Origin of the sequence: Streptomyces sp. NPDC006476 (genome assembly GCF_040612015.1) — a bacterium.
GTDB lineage: Bacteria > Actinomycetota > Actinomycetes > Streptomycetales > Streptomycetaceae > Streptomyces > Streptomyces griseorubiginosus_B.
Genome location: NZ_JBEXPK010000049.1, coordinates 36,069 through 53,328, shown reverse-complemented (window position 1 = coordinate 53,328; position 17,260 = coordinate 36,069). Strand labels below are relative to the sequence as shown.

The 17,260-nt window shown below is 70.0% G+C and carries 15 protein-coding genes; 5 read left to right on the top strand and 10 right to left on the bottom strand.

Annotated elements, in window-relative coordinates:
* Window positions 1-57: 57 nt before the first annotated feature.
* From ABZZ74_RS38085 to ABZZ74_RS38075, 3 genes are read right to left on the bottom strand one after another with little or no spacing between them, the layout of a single operon-like run.
* Window positions 58-810: an amino acid ABC transporter ATP-binding protein gene (locus ABZZ74_RS38085; RefSeq protein WP_356773007.1), complete on the bottom strand. Its 753-nt coding sequence runs from the start codon at window positions 808-810 to the stop codon at window positions 58-60.
* Window positions 811-860: 50 nt separating this feature from the next.
* The gene (locus ABZZ74_RS38080; RefSeq protein WP_356772980.1) at window positions 861-1,796 is read right to left on the bottom strand and encodes an amino acid ABC transporter permease; all 936 of its coding nucleotides are present in this window, start codon (window positions 1,794-1,796) and stop codon (window positions 861-863) included.
* Window positions 1,797-1,828: 32 nt separating this feature from the next.
* Window positions 1,829-2,794 carry an ABC transporter substrate-binding protein gene (locus ABZZ74_RS38075; protein ID WP_356772978.1) on the bottom strand — a complete coding sequence of 322 codons (966 nt, stop codon included), beginning with the start codon at window positions 2,792-2,794 and terminating at the stop codon, window positions 1,829-1,831.
* A gap of 570 nt (window positions 2,795-3,364) precedes the next feature.
* On the opposite strand from ABZZ74_RS38075, the gene ABZZ74_RS38070 reads away from it, so the two are divergent.
* From ABZZ74_RS38070 to ABZZ74_RS38055, 4 genes are all read left to right on the top strand, one after another.
* Complete coding sequence (locus ABZZ74_RS38070; RefSeq protein WP_356772976.1) at window positions 3,365-4,588, top strand: NADP-dependent malic enzyme; 1,224 nt, start codon at window positions 3,365-3,367, stop codon at window positions 4,586-4,588.
* A 172-nt stretch (window positions 4,589-4,760) separates the two neighbouring features.
* A complete protein-coding gene (locus ABZZ74_RS38065) occupies window positions 4,761-5,726 on the top strand; it encodes a zinc-binding dehydrogenase (protein ID WP_356772974.1) in 966 nt (321 codons plus the stop codon).
* A gap of 106 nt (window positions 5,727-5,832) precedes the next feature.
* A complete protein-coding gene (locus tag ABZZ74_RS38060) occupies window positions 5,833-6,042 on the top strand; it encodes an HTH domain-containing protein (RefSeq protein ID WP_356772972.1) in 210 nt (69 codons plus the stop codon).
* On the top strand, window positions 6,042-6,614 hold the full coding sequence (locus ABZZ74_RS38055) for a Clp protease N-terminal domain-containing protein (RefSeq protein WP_356772970.1): 573 nt from the start codon (window positions 6,042-6,044) through the stop codon (window positions 6,612-6,614). Before ABZZ74_RS38060 ends, ABZZ74_RS38055 begins: the two co-directional genes overlap by 1 nt.
* A 140-nt stretch (window positions 6,615-6,754) precedes the next feature.
* Here ABZZ74_RS38055 and ABZZ74_RS38050 read toward each other — a convergent pair whose 3' ends face one another.
* On the bottom strand, window positions 6,755-7,813 hold the full coding sequence (locus tag ABZZ74_RS38050; protein ID WP_356772968.1) for a helix-turn-helix transcriptional regulator: 1,059 nt from the start codon (window positions 7,811-7,813) through the stop codon (window positions 6,755-6,757).
* A gap of 1 nt (window position 7,814) precedes the next feature.
* On the bottom strand, window positions 7,815-8,843 hold the full coding sequence (locus ABZZ74_RS38045) for a DUF4097 family beta strand repeat-containing protein (RefSeq protein WP_356772966.1): 1,029 nt from the start codon (window positions 8,841-8,843) through the stop codon (window positions 7,815-7,817).
* Between the two features lie 154 nt (window positions 8,844-8,997).
* On the opposite strand from ABZZ74_RS38045, the gene ABZZ74_RS38040 reads away from it, so the two are divergent.
* A complete protein-coding gene (locus ABZZ74_RS38040) occupies window positions 8,998-9,897 on the top strand; it encodes a hypothetical protein (RefSeq protein ID WP_356772964.1) in 900 nt (299 codons plus the stop codon).
* Window positions 9,898-10,197: 300 nt separating this feature from the next.
* On the opposite strand, the gene ABZZ74_RS38035 is transcribed toward ABZZ74_RS38040, so the two are convergent.
* The 5 genes from ABZZ74_RS38035 to ABZZ74_RS38015 form a co-directional block, all read right to left on the bottom strand.
* On the bottom strand, window positions 10,198-10,377 hold the full coding sequence (locus ABZZ74_RS38035) for a DUF6104 family protein (RefSeq protein ID WP_003992906.1): 180 nt from the start codon (window positions 10,375-10,377) through the stop codon (window positions 10,198-10,200).
* A gap of 94 nt (window positions 10,378-10,471) precedes the next feature.
* Window positions 10,472-14,263, bottom strand: coding sequence for a multifunctional oxoglutarate decarboxylase/oxoglutarate dehydrogenase thiamine pyrophosphate-binding subunit/dihydrolipoyllysine-residue succinyltransferase subunit (locus tag ABZZ74_RS38030; protein WP_356772962.1), 3,792 nt, complete (start codon window positions 14,261-14,263; stop codon window positions 10,472-10,474).
* 291 nt (window positions 14,264-14,554) lie between these two features.
* Entirely contained in the window at window positions 14,555-15,667 is a 1,113-nt protein-coding gene (locus ABZZ74_RS38025; RefSeq protein ID WP_356772960.1) for an ATP-binding protein, read from the bottom strand.
* The gene (locus ABZZ74_RS38020; protein ID WP_058923261.1) at window positions 15,664-16,401 is read right to left on the bottom strand and encodes a response regulator transcription factor; all 738 of its coding nucleotides are present in this window, start codon (window positions 16,399-16,401) and stop codon (window positions 15,664-15,666) included. Before ABZZ74_RS38020 ends, ABZZ74_RS38025 begins: the two co-directional genes overlap by 4 nt.
* Window positions 16,402-16,544: 143 nt before the next feature.
* The gene (locus ABZZ74_RS38015) at window positions 16,545-17,222 is read right to left on the bottom strand and encodes a spermidine synthase (RefSeq protein ID WP_356772957.1); all 678 of its coding nucleotides are present in this window, start codon (window positions 17,220-17,222) and stop codon (window positions 16,545-16,547) included.
* Window positions 17,223-17,260: the final 38 nt, after the last annotated feature.

Here is a 17,260-nt window from a genome sequence, read left to right as displayed (position 1 = left end):
AGGGGCGGTACGGAAGTTCCGTACTGCCCCTTGGCCGTCGTACCGCCGGAAGGACCCTCAGAGCACCTTGGACAGGAAGGACTGCGTCCGCTCGTGCTGCGGGTTCGTCAGGACCTCGCGGGGATGGCCGGACTCGACCACCACGCCGCCGTCCATGAAGACGAGGCTGTCGCCGACCTCGCGCGCGAACCCCATCTCGTGGGTGACGACGATCATCGTCATACCGGACTCGGCGAGGTCGCGCATGACGTCGAGGACGTCACCGACCAGCTCCGGGTCGAGGGCCGAGGTGGGCTCGTCGAACAGCATCAGCTTCGGGTCCATCGCGAGGGCCCGGGCGATGGCGACGCGCTGCTGCTGGCCACCGGACAGCTGCGAGGGATAGCTGTTCGCCTTGTCGGCCAGGCCCACTCGTTCCAGGAGCTGCTGGGCGCGCTCCCGGGCCGCCGCCTTGTTCTGCCCCTTGACCTGGACCGGCGCCTCGGTGACGTTCTCGAGCGCGGTCATGTGCGGGAACAGGTTGAAGCGCTGGAAGACCATGCCGATGTCCCGGCGCTTGAGGGCCACCTCACGGTCCCGCAGCTCGTACAGCTTGTCGCCCTGCTGGCGGTAGCCGACCAGTTCCCCGTCGACGTACAGCCGGCCCGCGTTGATCTTCTCCAGGTGGTTGATGCAGCGCAGGAAGGTCGACTTGCCGGAGCCGGAGGGGCCGATGAGGCAGAACACCTCGCCCGACCTCACCTCCAGGTCGATGCCCTTGAGGACCTCGAGCGGGCCGAAGCTCTTGTGCACGCCCTCGGCCTTGACCATCGCGATGGACCCCTCGCGGGGGACGGCGTCCGTCTTGCTCGGCTTGTCGCTCATGCCGTGACCTTCCTGCTCGAGAAGGTCGTCAGGTGCGCCCTGACCTTCTGCCACGGGGTCGGCGGCAGCGCGCGGCTCGACCCGCGCGCGTAGTACCGCTCGATGTAGTACTGGCCCACGCTGAGCACGGAGGTCATGATCAGGTACCAGGCCGCGGCGAGGAAGTACATCTCCACCGGGGCACCGGAGTTCTGGCCGATGTCCTGGGCGTAGCGGAACAGCTCCGGATACTGGACGGCCGCCACGAGCGAGGTCGTCTTCAGCATGTTGATGACCTCGTTGCCCGTCGGCGGCACGATCACGCGCATCGCCTGCGGGATCACGATCCGGCGCAGCGTCTTGCTGTGGCTCATGCCCAGCGCGTGCGAGGCCTCGGTCTGGCCCTCGTCGACGGCGAGCAGACCGGCGCGGCAGATCTCCGCCATGTACGCGGCCTCGTTCAGACCGAGGCCGAGCAGCGCCGTCAGCAGCGGCGTCATGAAGTCGGACCAGTAGTTCTTGTAGATCGGCCCGAGGTTGACGTACTCGAAGACCAGGCCCAGGTTGAACCAGAGGAACAGCTGGACCAGGACCGGGGTGCCGCGGAAGAACCAGATGTAGAACCAGGCGATCGACGAGGTCACCGGGTTCTTCGACAGCCGCATGACGGCGAGGACGATGCCGCCGACGATGCCGATCAGCATCGACAGGACCGTCAGCAGGAGGGTCTTGTAGACGCCGGTGAGGATGCGGTGGTCGAAGAAGTAGTCCGGTACCGCGTGCCAGTTGATCTTGCCCTGGCCGAACGCGTAGATGATCGCGACGAGGATCGCGATCGCGATGAAGGCGGTCACGTACCGCCCGTAGTGCCGGACCGGGATGGCCTTGATGGCCTCCGGTCCGGCTGACGGCGAGCCCTTCGGCCCGGCCGTCCTGTCGATGTCAGAAGTCACGGGTGTTGCCTCTCAGTGCCCGCTGGGCGCGATCACTTGCCGCCGTTGATCACGGACTCCTTGACGGCGCCGTCCTGCGCGCCCCACTTCTCCAGGATCTTCTCGTACTCGCCGCTCTTGATGATCGCGTTCATGGCGGCCTGCAGCGCGTCGCGCAGCTGGGTGTCCTCCTTGGAGACCGCGATGCCGTACGGCGCCGCCTCGACCTGGTCGCCGACGATCTGGAAGTCCTTGCCGCCGCCGGAGGTCTTCACCGCGTACGCCGCCACCGGGAAGTCGGAGGAGGCCGCGTCGGCGCCACCGGAGCGCAGGCGGGTCTGGGCCTGCTGGTCGTCGTCGAAGGCCTGGATGGTGATCTTCTTGCCGCTCGGACACTTCTTGTTCTCGGCCTTGGCCAGGTCCTCCGCGGTGGTGCCACGCTCCAGCGAGATCTTCTTGCCACACAGGTCGGACCACGAGGTGATGCCCTTGGTCTCGCCCTTGCGCGTGTAGATCGAGATACCGGCGGTCAGGTAGTCGACGAAGTCGACGCCCTCGCCGACCTTCTTGCCGGTGTCGGGGTCGACGCCCTCCTGCCGGTTCTTGTTGTCGGTCATCGCGGACATGGCGATGTCGTACCGGTTGGAGCGCAGACCGGTGAGCAGGGCGTCGAACGTGCCGTTCTGGAAGTCGAACTTCACGCCCAGCTGCTTGCCCATGGCGGCCGCCAGGTCCGGGTCGAGACCGACGACGTTGCCGGAGCTGTCCTTGAACTCGACCGGCGCGTAGGCGATGTCCGAGCCGACCCGGATGACGCCCTTGTCGCGGATCGAGGCGGGAAGCTTGCTCGCCAGCGGGGCGGAGCTCGCCTGCGCGCTGTTGCTGCTGCCGCCCTTGTCCTTGTTCTTGGTCTGGTCACCGCAGCCGGTGAGAATCAGGGCGCCTGCGACCGCGATCGCACCGACCGCGGCCAGACGGTGGTGCGCGGCGGTCGTACGACGGGTGGAGCCTGCGGTCATCTTGGGTTCCTCCGGCGATGGGTGGAGTTGCCGATGGGTCGACGAGAACACACACCTTCGGGTGTCGCGACCTCGTGGGTTTACCGCATCCTGCCATTCGGACGGAGCCGTTCAGGGGGCCGATGATGTCAAAATCGGATAACGGGTGACCCCCGAACCGCACCAGGTCAGGACAACATGGCAGGACCATCTGCGGGAATCCCTCATTCCGGCCGGAGGATCTCCGGCGTGTCTCGGGATGCGGAACAGGGCCGCGAGGCGTTGATCACTGCTCCACCGCCGGTCAGGCGATCGTCGAGGACGTGTAGGCACAATTCGTGACGATTCTCTTCGCCTGCGCGTGACCTTCGGTGCCCGGAGTGTGACCTTGCACGTAATGGACTCGTCCTCGACGCGGTCGTCCGGTAAGAAGGTTCTTTACACCCCTCATCCGGGGCTCGAGGCGCGTGTGCGGCGCGCCCGTCGCGTATGACCCGTACGCATCAACAGATCGGGGCATGCGCGGTCCCGCCCACTTCTCACCAGGAGTGGCCACCCTCAAACCAATGAAGATTTAAGGGGTAAAACAAAGTGGCAGCGGAGATCGTCAATCCTCGCAGCGACAGCAGTACGGACCAGGACGGCGGGGCCGAGCCCCTCGATTCCTTCGATCCGGCGTTCGCGCTGCACCGTGGCGGCAAGATGGCCGTGCAGGCCACCGTGCCGGTCCGGGACAAGGACGACCTGTCCCTCGCATACACACCCGGCGTCGCGCGCGTGTGCACCGCGATCGCGGAGAAGCCGGAACTGGTCCACGACTACACGTGGAAGTCGTCCGTGGTGGCCGTCGTCACCGACGGTACGGCCGTGCTCGGACTCGGGGACATCGGCCCCGAGGCCTCCCTCCCGGTGATGGAGGGCAAGGCGATCCTGTTCAAGCAGTTCGGCGGCGTGGACGCCGTGCCGATCGCGCTGGACACCACCGACGTCGACGAGATCGTCGAGACCGTCGTGCGGCTCGCTCCGTCCTTCGGCGGGGTCAACCTGGAGGACATCTCGGCACCCCGGTGCTTCGAGATCGAACGCAAGCTCCAGGAGCGGGTCGACATCCCGGTCTTCCACGACGACCAGCACGGCACGGCGGTCGTGACGCTGGCGGCCCTGCGCAACGCGGCCCGGCTCACCGGGAAGGGGCTCGCGGACCTGCGGGCCGTCATCTCCGGTGCCGGCGCGGCGGGTGTCGCCATCGCCAAGATGCTCGTCGAGGCCGGTATCGGCGATGTCGCCGTGGCCGACCGCAAGGGCGTCGTCTCGGCGGACCGGGACGACCTGACGGACGTCAAGCGCGAACTCGCCTCCTTCACCAACAAGGCCGGTCTCACCGGGTCGCTGGAGGCGGCTCTGGAGGGCGCGGACGTCTTCATCGGCGTCTCCGGCGGTACGGTCGCGGAGGAGGCCGTCGCCTCGATGGCCGAGGGCGCGTTCGTCTTCGCCATGGCCAACCCCAACCCCGAGGTGCACCCCGACGTCGCGCACAAGTACGCGGCCGTGGTGGCGACCGGGCGGTCCGACTTCCCGAACCAGATCAACAACGTGCTGGCGTTCCCGGGGATCTTCGCGGGCGCGCTGCAGGTGCGGGCCTCCCGGATCACCGAGGGGATGAAGATCGCCGCCGCCGAGGCGCTGGCGGGCGTGGTGGGGGACGACCTCGCCGCCGACTACGTCATCCCGTCGCCGTTCGACGAGCGGGTGGCCCCGGCGGTCACGGCCGCGGTGGCCGCCGCGGCCCGTGCGGAGGGCGTCGCCCGCCGCTGACGCGCCGTCGGCCCTGAATGGCCTCGCCCGTTCGGGCGGGGCCATTTCTTTGCCCACGTGCACGCCCAGTCGGGTGATGGCGGGTGGCGCCGACCGGCGTTCCTGGCAAGAGGGCGTGTGTCACAGGGCCGCACGGTTCCGTCGGTTCGGGTCGGCGCCTATCGTCAAGGTCATGTTCGCCGTCTACGCCGCCCGAATCGACCGCGACCAGCCGCTCAACGGCCTTGAGTTGGGGGAGCGTCCGGCTCCCGAGGCCCGGCCCGGCTGGAGCACCGTCAACGTCAAGGCCGCCTCCCTCAACCATCACGACCTCTGGTCGCTTCGGGGCGTCGGCCTCCCGGAGGACCGGCTGCCGATGATCCTCGGCTGCGACGCCGCCGGCGTCGACGAGGACGGCAACGAGGTCGTCCTGCACTCCGTGATCGGCCAGAGCGGGCACGGAGTCGGCCCCAGGGAGCCCCGCTCCATACTCACCGAGCGCTACCAGGGCACCTTCGCCGAGCAGACCGCCGTGCCCACGTGGAACGTCCTGCCCAAGCCCAAGGAGCTCTCCTTCGCGGAGGCCGCGTGTCTGCCGACGGCCTGGCTGACGGCCTACCGCATGCTCTTCACCAACGCCGGTGTACGGCCCGGTGACTCGGTCCTCGTGCAGGGCGCCGGCGGCGGTGTCGCCACCGCCGCGATCGTGCTTGGCAAGGCCGCGGGACTGCGGGTGTTCGCGACCAGCCGGGACGAGGCCAAGCGGAAGCGGGCCGTGGAGCTGGGGGCCGTGGAGGCGGTGGAGTCGGGGGCCCGGTTGCCCCAGCGCGTGGACGCCGTCATCGAGACCGTCGGTGCCGCCACCTGGTCGCACTCCGTCAAGTCGCTGCGCCCCGGCGGCACGCTCGTCATCTCCGGCGCCACGAGCGGCGACCGGCCCTCGCACGCCGAACTGACCCGCATCTTCTTCCTCGAACTCAAGGTCGTCGGCTCGACGATGGGCACCAAGGACGAGCTGGAGGACCTGCTCTCCTTCTGCGCCGCCACGGGCGTGCGCCCTGTCATCGACGAGGTGCTGCCGATGGACCGGGCCCGGGAGGGCTTCGAGCGGATGGAGTCCGGGGAACTGTTCGGAAAGGTCGTGCTCACCAACGACTGACGGTCTCTGTCGCTTCGTCAGCCGACGGCCGGCCCGTTTCGGGCCGGCCGTCGGCGTTTGTCAACCGGGGTTGACGTGCGCCGTGCTGTCAACGTAAGTTGACATCATGACCGAAGCAACGGATCTCGCCGAGCGCGTCGGCGACCGCGATCCACGGGTCGGACTGCGCGCCGTCGCCGCCCTGCGCAGGCTGCTGGAGCAGTTGGAGGCGGTGCAGGTGCGCAGTGCGCGCAACCAGGGCTGGTCGTGGCAGGAGATCGCCGCGGAACTCGGAGTCAGCAGGCAGGCCGTGCACAAGAAGTACGGGAGGCATTGATGTTCGAGCGGTTCACGAGGGACGCCCGCGAGGTGGTGCAGAACGCGGGCGAGTACGCGGAACGGACGGGGGCACGGACCGTCGACCCCGACCATCTGCTGCTCGCGCTGCTCGACAGGGAGGGGAGCAGGGGCTCGTTCGCGCTCACCTCGCTCGGGTTGGACGGTGAGCGCAGGGAGTCGGTGCGGCGCGCGGTGACCGAGGCGCGTCGGCGGGCGGGCCTGTCCCGGGCCGAGGCCGACGCCCTCGCCGGGCTGGGCATCGACGTGTCGGAGATCGTCGCCCGGGTCGAGGAGGCGCACGGCGTTGGGGCGATGTCCGGCGACCGCAGGGACAGGGGCTGGTGGTCGCAGGGGCGCCGCACCTTCGGGCGGGGCGCCAAACAGGTCCTCGAACGCGCCCTGCGCTCGGCCGTCGCCCACGGCGACCGGCACATCGGCGATGAGCACCTCCTGCTGTCGCTGACCCTGCTGCCCGGCGTCCCCGCCGAGGTCCTCGCCGACCACGGGGTGACGTACGAGGCGCTGTCCCGGATCCTCCACGGCGGGCCCGGCGAGGCGAAGGCCGGCTGAACGGGGTACCGGTTAACCCTCCCCGTAGCCCGACGCCCGACGCCCGACGCCCGACGCCCGACGCCCGGCGGCAAGGAGGCCCGCTTCCTCTGGCAGTGCGGCTGAAGCCGGCCTGCCCGAGGGAAGCGGTCCGTCGGATCTCAGCTTCTCGGCGAGCGCAGTATCGCCCCGATGTGCGCCGCCGCCGTGGACAGATGGCGGCGGGCGTCGCGGAGCTGGTCGTCCGTGACGCCGTGGTCGCGGGCGGCGTCGCGGATGTCGTCCCGGAAACGGTCGAGCAGACGGTCGAGGTCGCGGGCCGGCTCCCCGGTGGCGTCCTCGTGCGCCCAGGCCGGCTCGTACTCGGCGGGGAAGTCCTCGGGCGTGTACGAGTACTCCGGGCGCGGCGCGGAGGTGCCGCTGCCGCCCCGCCCGAAGCCCAGGTCCTTGCCGAACTCCTTGCCGAAGTTCATCCCGAAGTCGCCGAACTCCTTGGCCAGTTCGGTCAGTCCCTCGCGCACCCCGGCCGGCCAGTCACCCCGCGCGAAGTGGTCCTGCACCTGGTCCTGCACCCGCTTGGCGATGCGCTGCACCTCCTCCTGCGCCTGCGCCCGGGCCCGCTCCTGCGCCTCCTTGGCCTGACGCCGGGCACGCTGGGCCTCCTCACGCGCCCGTCGGCTCTCGTCCTTGGCGCGGCGGGCCTGCTCCTTCCACTCCTGCTTGACCCGCCGCATCTCCTCCTTGGCGGCCTGCCAGGACTCCTTGTCGGAGTACTCGGCGAAGTCCCCCAGCGGACCGTCCTGCCGGCCGCGCCCCCTGCCGCCGGGACCGCCGCGGGCCTCCGAGGCCGCCGCGCGCATCTCGCGCCGCAGATCGCCCGCGGCGCCGCGCACATCGGCCTGGATCTCGGCGGCGAGCTCCGCCACAGACTCCCGGATCTCCAGCTCCAGGTCGGCCAACTCGCCGCTGCGGTCGGCCAGTTCGGCGCGGCCGGCGTCCGTGATGGCGTACACCTTGCGGCCGCCCTCGGTGGTGTGGGTGACCAGGCCCTCGGCCTCCAGCTTGGCTAGGCGGGGGTAGACGGTGCCGGCCGATGGTGCGTACAGCCCCTGGAACCGCTCCTCGAGGAGGCGGATCACCTCGTAACCGTGGCGCGGGGCCTCGTCCAGCAGCTTCAGCAGGTAGAGACGCAGGCGGCCATGGGCGAAGACGGGAGGCATGTCAGAGCACCTTCTTGTCGGTCGTGCCGTCGGCCGGGGAGTCGTTCGCGCCGTCACCCTGGCCGGAAGCGGAATTGTCCCCCGAGTCGCTTTGTCCTCCGGCCTCGGGGGTGTCCGCGGGGCCGGTCCGCCCGCTCGCGTCAGAGGTCCCGGGGTCGGCCTTCGGTGGCGTGTCCTCGACCAGCGGGCCGATGTCCTCCGGCTCCACGTCCCACGGCTCCTCCTCAACCGGGGGCCGGCGCAGTAGGGCGATCGAGCCCGAGACGGTCGTGGCCTTCAGCCTCCCGTTGCCCGCGCCGAGTCGGCCGGTGATCCGCTTGGCGCCCCACTGGCCGCTGACCCGCAGGTCCTCGAAGGCGTTGGAGACCGAGCCGCTCGCGGTGTTCGCCTCCACCTCGGCGTCCGCCGGGTGCGGCAGTCGGATGGCGATCTCGCCCGAGACGTTCGCCAGGGTGATGTCGGTCGGCCGGCTCGTCGGGTCCAGATCGACGATCATCGAGCCGCTCACCGAGTCCGCCTTGACCGAGGAGCCCGCCTCCACCACCGTCAGATCGCCCGAGACGGAGTTGAAGCGGAGGTCGCCGCGCAGGGCCTGGGCCTCCACGTTCCCCGAGACGGTGTCGGCGCGCACCGGGCCGGTGAGCCGCACGAGCGTGGTGTCGCCGGTGACGCCCTTGACCTCCGTACGTCCCTCGATGCCGGAGACCACGGCCGCGGCGCCGACCACGCCCACCTCCACGCGGGTGTCGGCGGGCACGGCGAGGGAGACGACGGCGCTGCGCCGCCAGCCCTTGCGGTCGAGCCACTTGAGGAAACCCTTCCAGGGGAGGTCCTCGTAGGCGACGGTGAGGGTGCCGCCCTGCTGGGTGACCACCAGGGGCGGTCCCTCGATCTGGGAGACCTCCAGGCGTGCGGAACCTTCGTCCGTGCCCACCACGTTCACCGTTCCGTTGACGATGCGTACGTGCAGTTCCCTCACGAGCTTGTCGAACGTGAGCTTCCTCGGCTCCCCGACGGACCACTCGGACATGATGCGGACCTCCCCGTCCCAACGCGCCATATCGCGTCTTCTGCCATTCACGATATATCGCGGGCACGGAAAGTCAAGACACCCTTTCGGGGGATAGGGCGCCAGGGCCGGCTCACAACAGGACCGAAGGGTCGAACCGCTCTAGCGTGTGACCATGTCGACGGAAGCCTTCCGCACCGGTCCGGCCGCCGTGTCCGCGCCCGGAGCCGTCCTGCTGTGCCGCGCCCGGCCGGAGTCCGTCGTCCCCGTGGCCCAACTCCTCCACGAGCACATGCTGCTCACCCGGGCCGGTGACGACTGGAGCGTCCTGGTCCCCGAGGGGACGCCCTGGCTGAACGGCGGGGAACCCGTCGACCGTGTACTGACCGGCTGGGCCACCGCCCTCGCCGTGGGTGCGCCCTGGCCCGTGCTCGCGCTGTGGTGGGACGCCGACCGGGCCGGTTACGTCCTCGCGTCCGGCTTCCGCCGCCCCGTCGGCTACGTCTGGCTCGCCAACGGCACGCCGGCCGGCGAGGACGAGGCGATGCACACCTTCGCCGGCCGCCTGGGCCTGGATCCGGTCCTGGACATCCAGGCGCTGGACCACCTCACCAAGCCCGACCGGGTCGCCGACGCCCGGGCCCGGTTGCGCGCCCTGCTCGCCGTCCTCACCCGCGCGGGAGTGTCGTTGCCGGAGGGGATGGCTCCGGGTGAACCCGCAGACCACCTACGCGAGGCGGCCCGCGCCCGCTCGGACACCCGCCCGGTCGACTGGCCGGGGCTGCACGAGGCGACGGACGCGCGCTCGGAGGCGACGGACGCGCGCTCGGCGGAGATCAATGAGGCGCCCGACACGCGCCCTGAGGTGACCGACGGTGGCCGCCCGACCCCTCGCCTGCCCTGGCCCAGCCCGCCCGGCCCCCGCGCCCTGGCCTTTGCCCAGGTGGCGGCAGGCATCCCGCTCACGGCCTGGGGCCTACGGCGCCGCAACGGCGGCTGGATCGCGGCGGGTGTGCTGCTGCTGGCGCACGGGGCGCTGGGGCTGACGTACGCAACGGTGTGGCCCTGGGACTGAGGTTCCAGGGAGACCACGAACGCGCACCGCGAGGCGGCTCCGCACGCAGGGCAGGCCCGGCTACCCGTCGCCCTCGCTCACGAGCCATGCGCCCGGCGGCGTCCGACCGTCCCTGTCCACACGTTCCGCACCCGCCTGCGACCGGTCGCCCCCGTCGACGTGCCCGCGCCCCGTGGCTATGCGCCGTCCCCCGTCGACGACCTACCTCCGCGCCCCGCGACCACGCGCCGTCCCCCGTCGACAACCCCCGCGCCCCGCGACCACGCACCGTCCCCCCGTCAACGACCCCGCGCCCCGTGGCTACTCGTCGTCCTCGTCGTCGAGGCGGGCCAGCCATGTGGCGAGGCGTTCCACCGGTACCTCGAAGTCCGGGTTCAGGTCGACGAACGTTCGCAGCTGCTCGGCGAGCCACTCGAAGGTGACCTCCTCCTCGCCGCGCCGCTTCTCCAGTTCTTCGATGCCTCGGTCCGTGAAGTACATGCTGCCAAGGATAGAGGCGCGCGGGTGCGCAAACGGCAGGGCCGCACCCCCCACCAGGGGGTGCGGCCCGGACGCGTGCTGTCCGCGGTAGCGGTTACGCTTCGAACACCTCGCGCACCAGCTGCTCCTGCTCCGCCTGGTGCCGCTTGGCGGAACCGACGGCGGGCGAGGAGCTGTGCGGGCGGGAGATCCGGCGCAGGCGCTCGCCCGCCGGGATGTCCGCGCCGACCGCCAGGTCCAGGTGGTCGATGAGGTTCAGGGCGATGAACGGCCAGGCGCCCTGGTTGGCCGGCTCCTCCTGGGCCCAGAGGTACTTCTCGGCGTTCGGGTACTTGGCGATCTCCGCCTGGAGCTCGGCACCCGGCAGCGGGTACAGCCGCTCGATGCGGATGATCGCGGTGTCCGTGACGCCGCGCTTGGCGCGCTCGGCCTCCAGGTCGTAGTACAGCTTGCCCGCCACGAAGACGACCCTGCGGACCGCGGCCGCGTCGACCGTGGAGTCGCCGATGACCGGGCGGAACTGACCCGAGGTGAACTCCTCCGTCTTCGACGCGGCGGCCTTCAGACGCAGCATCGACTTCGGGGTGAAGACCACCAGCGGCTTGTGGTGCGGGTTGTGCACCTGCCAGCGGAGCAGGTGGAAGTAGTTCGACGGGAGCGTGGGCATCGCGACCGTCATGTTGTTCTGCGCGCACAGCTGGAGGAAGCGCTCGACGCGGGCCGAGGAGTGGTCCGGGCCCTGGCCCTCGTAGCCGTGGGGGAGCAGGAGGGTGACGCCGGACGTCTGCCCCCACTTCTGTTCCGCCGCCGAGATGTACTCGTCGACGATGGTCTGCGCGCCGTTGACGAAGTCGCCGAACTGGGCCTCCCACAGCACGAGCGCGTCGGGCCGGGCCAGCGAGTAGCCGTACTCGAAGCCCATGACCGCGTACTCGGAGAGCAGGGAGTTGTAGACGTTGTAGCGGGCCTGGTCCTCGGCGAGGTACTGCAGCGGGGTGTACTCCTCGCCCGTCTCGCGGTTGATCAGGACCGCGTGACGCTGGCCGAAGGTGCCGCGCTGGGAGTCCTGGCCGGAGAGGCGGACCGGGGTGCCTTCCAGCAGCAACGACCCTACGGCGAGCGTCTCGCCCATGCCCCAGTCGATCGTGCCGTCCTCGACCATCGCCGCACGGCGCTGCAGCTGCGGCAGCAGACGCGGGTGGACGTGGAAGGTGTCGGGGATGTTGACCTGGGACTCGGCGATCCGCTTCACGGTCTCCGTGGAGATCGCGGTGTTCACGGCGACCGGGAACTCGGCCTGCGGGTCCGACACCGGGCCGGCGGCCGGCTGGGAGGTGACGGCCTCGCGGACCTCCGTGAAGACCTTCTCCAGCTGGCCCTGGTAGTCCTGCAGGGCCTGCTCGGCCTCTTCCAGGGTGATGTCGCCGCGACCGATCAGGGACTCGGTGTAGAGCTTGCGCACCGAGCGCTTCTTGTCGATCAGGTCGTACATCAGCGGCTGGGTGAAGGCCGGGTTGTCCGACTCGTTGTGACCGCGGCGGCGGTAGCAGATGAGGTCGATCACCACGTCCTTGTTGAATGCCTGGCGGAACTCGAAAGCCAGCCGGGCAACGCGGACGACCGCCTCGGGGTCGTCGCCGTTGACGTGGAAGATCGGGGCCTCGATCATCCTCGCCACGTCCGTCGCGTACATCGACGAGCGCGAGGACTCGGGGGCCGCGGTGAAGCCGACCTGGTTGTTGATGACGATGTGGACCGTGCCGCCGGTGCGGTAGCCGCGCAGCTGCGACATGTTCAGGGTCTCGGCCACCACGCCCTGGCCCGCGAAGGCCGCGTCGCCGTGCAGGGCGACCGGCAGGACGGTGAAGTCCGTGCCGCCCTTGTTGATGATGTCCTGCTTGGCGCGGGTGATGCCCTCGATGACCGGGTCGACCGTCTCCAGGTGGGAGGGGTTCGCGGCCAGCGAGACCTTGATCTGCTCGCCGTCCAGGCCGGTGAAGGTGCCCTCGGCGCCGAGGTGGTACTTCACGTCGCCGGAGCCGTGCATCGACTTCGGGTCGAGGTTGCCCTCGAACTCGCGGAAGATCTGGGCGTACGACTTGCCGACGATGTTGGCGAGGACGTTCAGCCGGCCGCGGTGGGCCATGCCGATGACGACCTCGTCCAGGCGGGACTCCGCCGCGCTGTCGAGGACCGCGTCCAGCAGCGGGATGACGGACTCGCCGCCCTCCAGGGAGAAGCGCTTCTGGCCGACGTACTTGGTCTGCAGGAAGGTCTCGAAGGCCTCCGCCGCGTTCAGCCGGCGCAGGATGCGCAGCTGCTCCTCGCGCTCCGGCTTGGTGTGGCCGCGCTCCACGCGGTCCTGGATCCACTTGCGCTGCTTGGGGTCCTGGATGTGCATGAACTCGATGCCGGTGGTGCGGCAGTACGAGTCGCGCAGCACGCCGAGGATGTCGCGCAGCTTCATCATCGACTTGCCGGCGAAGCCGCCGACGGCGAACTCGCGCTCCAGGTCCCACAGGGTGAGGCCGTGCTCGGTGATGTCCAGGTCGGGGTGCTTGCGCTGGCGGTACTCCAGCGGGTCGGTGTCGGCCATGACATGGCCGCGGACCCGGTAGGAGTGGATCAGCTCGAAGACGCGGGCGGCCTTGGTGACGTCGTCGTCGTGGCTGGCGTCGATGTCCTTGAGCCAGCGGACCGGCTCGTAGGGGATGCGCAGGGCCTCGAAGATGTCGTCGTAGAAGCCGTTCTCGCCGAGCAGGAGGTTCGCGACGGCGCGCAGGAACTCGCCGGAGGCGGCGCCCTGGATCACCCGGTGGTCGTAGGTCGACGTGAGCGTCATGACCTTGGAGATGCCGAGCTTGTTCAGGGTGTCCTGGCTGGTGCCCTGGAACTCCGCCGGGTAGTCCATGGAGCCGACGCCCATGATCACCGACTGGCCGGGCATCAGACGCGGCACGGAGTGGACGGTGCCGAGGCCGCCCGGGTTGGTCAGGGAGACCGTGACGCCGGTGAAGTCGTCCATCGTCAGCTTGTTGTCGCGGGCGCGACGGACGATGTCCTCGTAGGCCTGCCAGAACTCGAAGAAGTTCAGGGTCTCGGCCTTCTTGATGGCGGCCACGACGAGCTGGCGGTCACCGTTGGGCTTCACCAGGTCGATGGCGAGGCCCAGGTTGACGTGCGCCGGCTTGACCAGGGTCGGCTTGCCGTCCTTCTCGCCGAACGACCAGTTCATCGACGGCATGGCCTTGATGGCCTGCACCATCGCGTAGCCGATCAGGTGCGTGAAGGAGATCTTCCCGCCCCGGGCGCGCTTGAGGTGGTTGTTGATGACGATGCGGTTGTCGAACAGCAGCTTCACCGGGACCGCGCGGACCGAGGTGGCGGTTGGCAGCTCCAGGGAGGCGTTCATGTTCTTCGCGACGGCGGCGGCGGGACCGCGCAGCGTCACCAGCTCCGGGCCGTCCGGGGCGGTGGGTGCGGCGGGCGCGGCCTTGGCGGCCGGAGCCGGGGCGGCGGGCTTCGCCGCGGCGGGCGCGGGAGCCTGGGCGGCCGGCTTCGCGGGGGCCGGGGCGGCGGCCGCGGGCTTGGGCGCCGCGGGGGCGGCCGGGGCCGGCGCGGGTACAGCTGCCTTGGCGGCCGGGGCCGGGGCTGCGGGCGCCGGAGCCGCCGCGGTGGTCTCCGCGGGAGCCGGGGCGGCGGCCGCCCCCGGCTTGTAGTCGGCGAAGAAGTCCCACCAGGCTCGGTCAACCGAGTTCGGGTCCTGGAGGTACTGCTGATAGATCTCGTCGACGAGCCACTCGTTCGGACCGAACGCGGCAGCGGGGTTCTTCCCGGCTTGGTCTTCGGTCGAGATGCTCGAGTTACTGGGGGACTGTGGCGACACGGCGGCAACCGCCCTCTTCCGCTTCACAAGGTGATGGACAGCGGAAATAAAGGCTACGCCCCCATGGCCGGTCAGGTCAGGCCGAGCAAGGTCATCGTCGCGTAAGTCACATCTCAAAGCGGGTTTCGGGCCGTGAAATGGCGGGAAACAAGCGTGGTTCCGCTTTGAATCGGGTGCGTCGGGGTGTGACGACGAGGGCCCTGCACGCGGCGCGTACGGGCGGGTGCCTGATCACACGTGTCCGTCAGCCCGGGCGCAGGTGGATCTTGAGGCTCCGGTTCGGACTTTACGTCAACTTGGCACGGATGTCTCTCCCGGAAGGGTGACAAGAATCCGGCAACCCCGCTCGGATTCGGCCACTCCGATCCGGCCTCCGTGCAGATCGACCGCCCAGCGGGCGATGGCGAGCCCGAGACCCGTACCGCCGTCCCCGCCCTGCCCGTTGGACGCCCCCGCGCCGCCGCGGTTGAAGCGCTCGAAGACGCGGTGCCACTCCGAGGGCGGGATGCCCGGGCCCTCGTCCAGCACCTCCAGCTCCAGCGACTCCGGCAGCGTGCCGCGCCGCGCCTTCACGGTCACACGGCCGTGCGGCGGGCTGTGCTTGACGGCGTTGTCGATGAGATTCGCCACAACCTGGTGAATGCGCTCGGGGTCCGCGTGCGCGGTCAGCTCCGGCGGGGTGACGTCGAGGTGGAGATGGACGTCCGTACGGGTGCTGCTGCCGGAGCCCGAGGCGATGCCCGCGCGCGCGGGCACGGCCATGTTGGCCTCCTTCAGCACGCCCGAGAGGTACGGCCACACCTCGAACCGCCGCTGGCGCAGCGGTACGACGCCGTTGTCCAGCCGGGACAGGTCCAGCAGCGTCTCCACCAGCCGCCCGAGCCGCTCGGTCTGCTTCAGCGCCGTGCGCATGGTCTCCGGGTCGGCGGTCGTGACGCCGTCGACGATGTTCTCCAGCACCGCGCGCAGACCCGCGATGGGGGTGCGCAGCTCGTGCGAGACGTTCGCCACCAGCTCCTTGCGCTGCCGGTCCTGGGCCTCCAGGTCGTCCGCCATGCGGTTGATCGTCTGCGCGAGGTCGCCCAGTTCGTCCCGGCGGTTCTCGCGCACCCGGCGGGTGTAGTCGCCGTGCGATATCGAGCGGGCGACGGTGTTCATGTCGTCCAGCGGCGCGGTGAGCGAATGGGCCACGAACTGCGTGATGAGCAGTGTGGCGATCATCGAGAAGACCGTGATGAAGCGCAGCTCCGTCGCCGTGCGCATGGCGATCATCATCAGCCCGGTGGTGATGAGGACCGCGATGACGACCAGTGCGCCCAGCTTGGTCTTGATCGAGAACGGGCGCAGACCGCCCCAGGGTTCGGACTCCCCGGGGCCTCTCCGTGCGGCCGGCCCGTCACTCATGGCGTCGGGGTCTCCAGCGCGTAGCCCACGCCGTGCACCGTGCGGATCCGCTCGGCGCCGATCTTCCGGCGCAGCGCCTTGATGTGGCTGTCCACGGTCCGGGTGCCGGAGGCGTCCGCCCAGTCCCACACCTCCGCCAGCAGCTGCTCCCGGGAGAGCACCGCGCGGGGCGTGTTGGCGAGGCACACCAGCAGGTCGAACTCGGTCGGCGTGAGGTGGACGTCCTCGCTGCGGACCCGTACCCGCCGCTGCGCGTGGTCGATCTCCAGCTCGCCGAGCCGCAGGATGCCGCTTCTCGGCGTCGCGGCGGCCAGCGCGGCCCGCTCGACGCGCCGCAGCAGGACGTGCACCCGCGCGGCCAGCTCCCGCATGGAGAACGGCTTGGTCATGTAGTCGTCGGCGCCGACACCGAGTCCGACCAGCATGTCGGTCTCGTCGTCGCGCGCGGTGAGCATCAGCACCGGCACCGGACGGGCGGCCTGCACACGGCGGCAGACCTCCAGCCCGTCGAAGCCGGGCAGCATGATGTCGAGGATCAGCAGATCGGGCTGCCAGGCCTCGGCGGTGTCGACGGCGGCCGGGCCGTCACCCGCGGTCTGCACGAGGAAACCCTCGGCGCGCAGGCGGGCCGCGATGGCGTCCACGATGGTCGGGTCGTCCTCGACCACCAGGACCCGGCGCTGTGCGCCCGGGGTCGCCGTCGTGCCGTTGTGGGATGTGTGGGTCTGCTCCATCGCCCGCCCCTGAGTTGCTTTCCGGAATGCGTGGGGTCATTCCTTCTGACTGGCTATGCCTGGCTGTGCCTGCGCATGCTTGCGATTGACGCTTGAATGATCTGCGTCAGGGAAGCAGAGTACGGGGAGTGACCGTGCCTCGGCTATCCAGGTCGGACGCCGAGATGCACGACGTCGGGAACGCCCCGGGCAACCGGGATCTCTTCGGTACGCACCTGTTGGAACCCGGCATTCCACAGTGTTCCTTCAAATTCCGGAGAGGGCTGCGCCGACCACACCGCGAGCACCCCGCCGGGTTTCAACACCCTTGCGCAGCTTGCGAGTCCGGCCCGCGCGTACAGGCCGTCGTTGCCCTCCGTGACAGTCCAGTCGGGACCGTTGTCGATGTCCAGGCACAGGGCGTCGTACGTGGCGGATGTCTCACGCAGGAATGTCAGGAGATCCGCTTCCACGATGTCGGTACGGGGATCGGCGAGGGCCCGCGCGGAGATGTCCGCGAGCGGACCGTCACGGTGCCAGTCGATGACGGCCGGTTCCCGTTCCACGACGGTGATCGCGCCCCAGCGCTGATCCGCCGCGGCGTGTGCGAGCGAGAAACCGACACCGAGGCCGCCGATCAGCACGGCCGGGTTCTCGCGGGCGTCCAAAACCCGCAGCGCGGCGTCGAGCAGCAGCCGTTCCGAGCGGCCGTCCGAGGTGTCCATGAGAAAGCAGCCGTTGGCGATGATCTGCAGCAACTCGCCGTGCCGGCGCAGCACGACCTCGCCGTACGGGCCCTCGCGACGGTCCAGGACCACAGGAGTGTCGTAGGTGGTGGTCATGGACCCATCCTGCACGAAGCGGTGGTGACGGCCGGGCG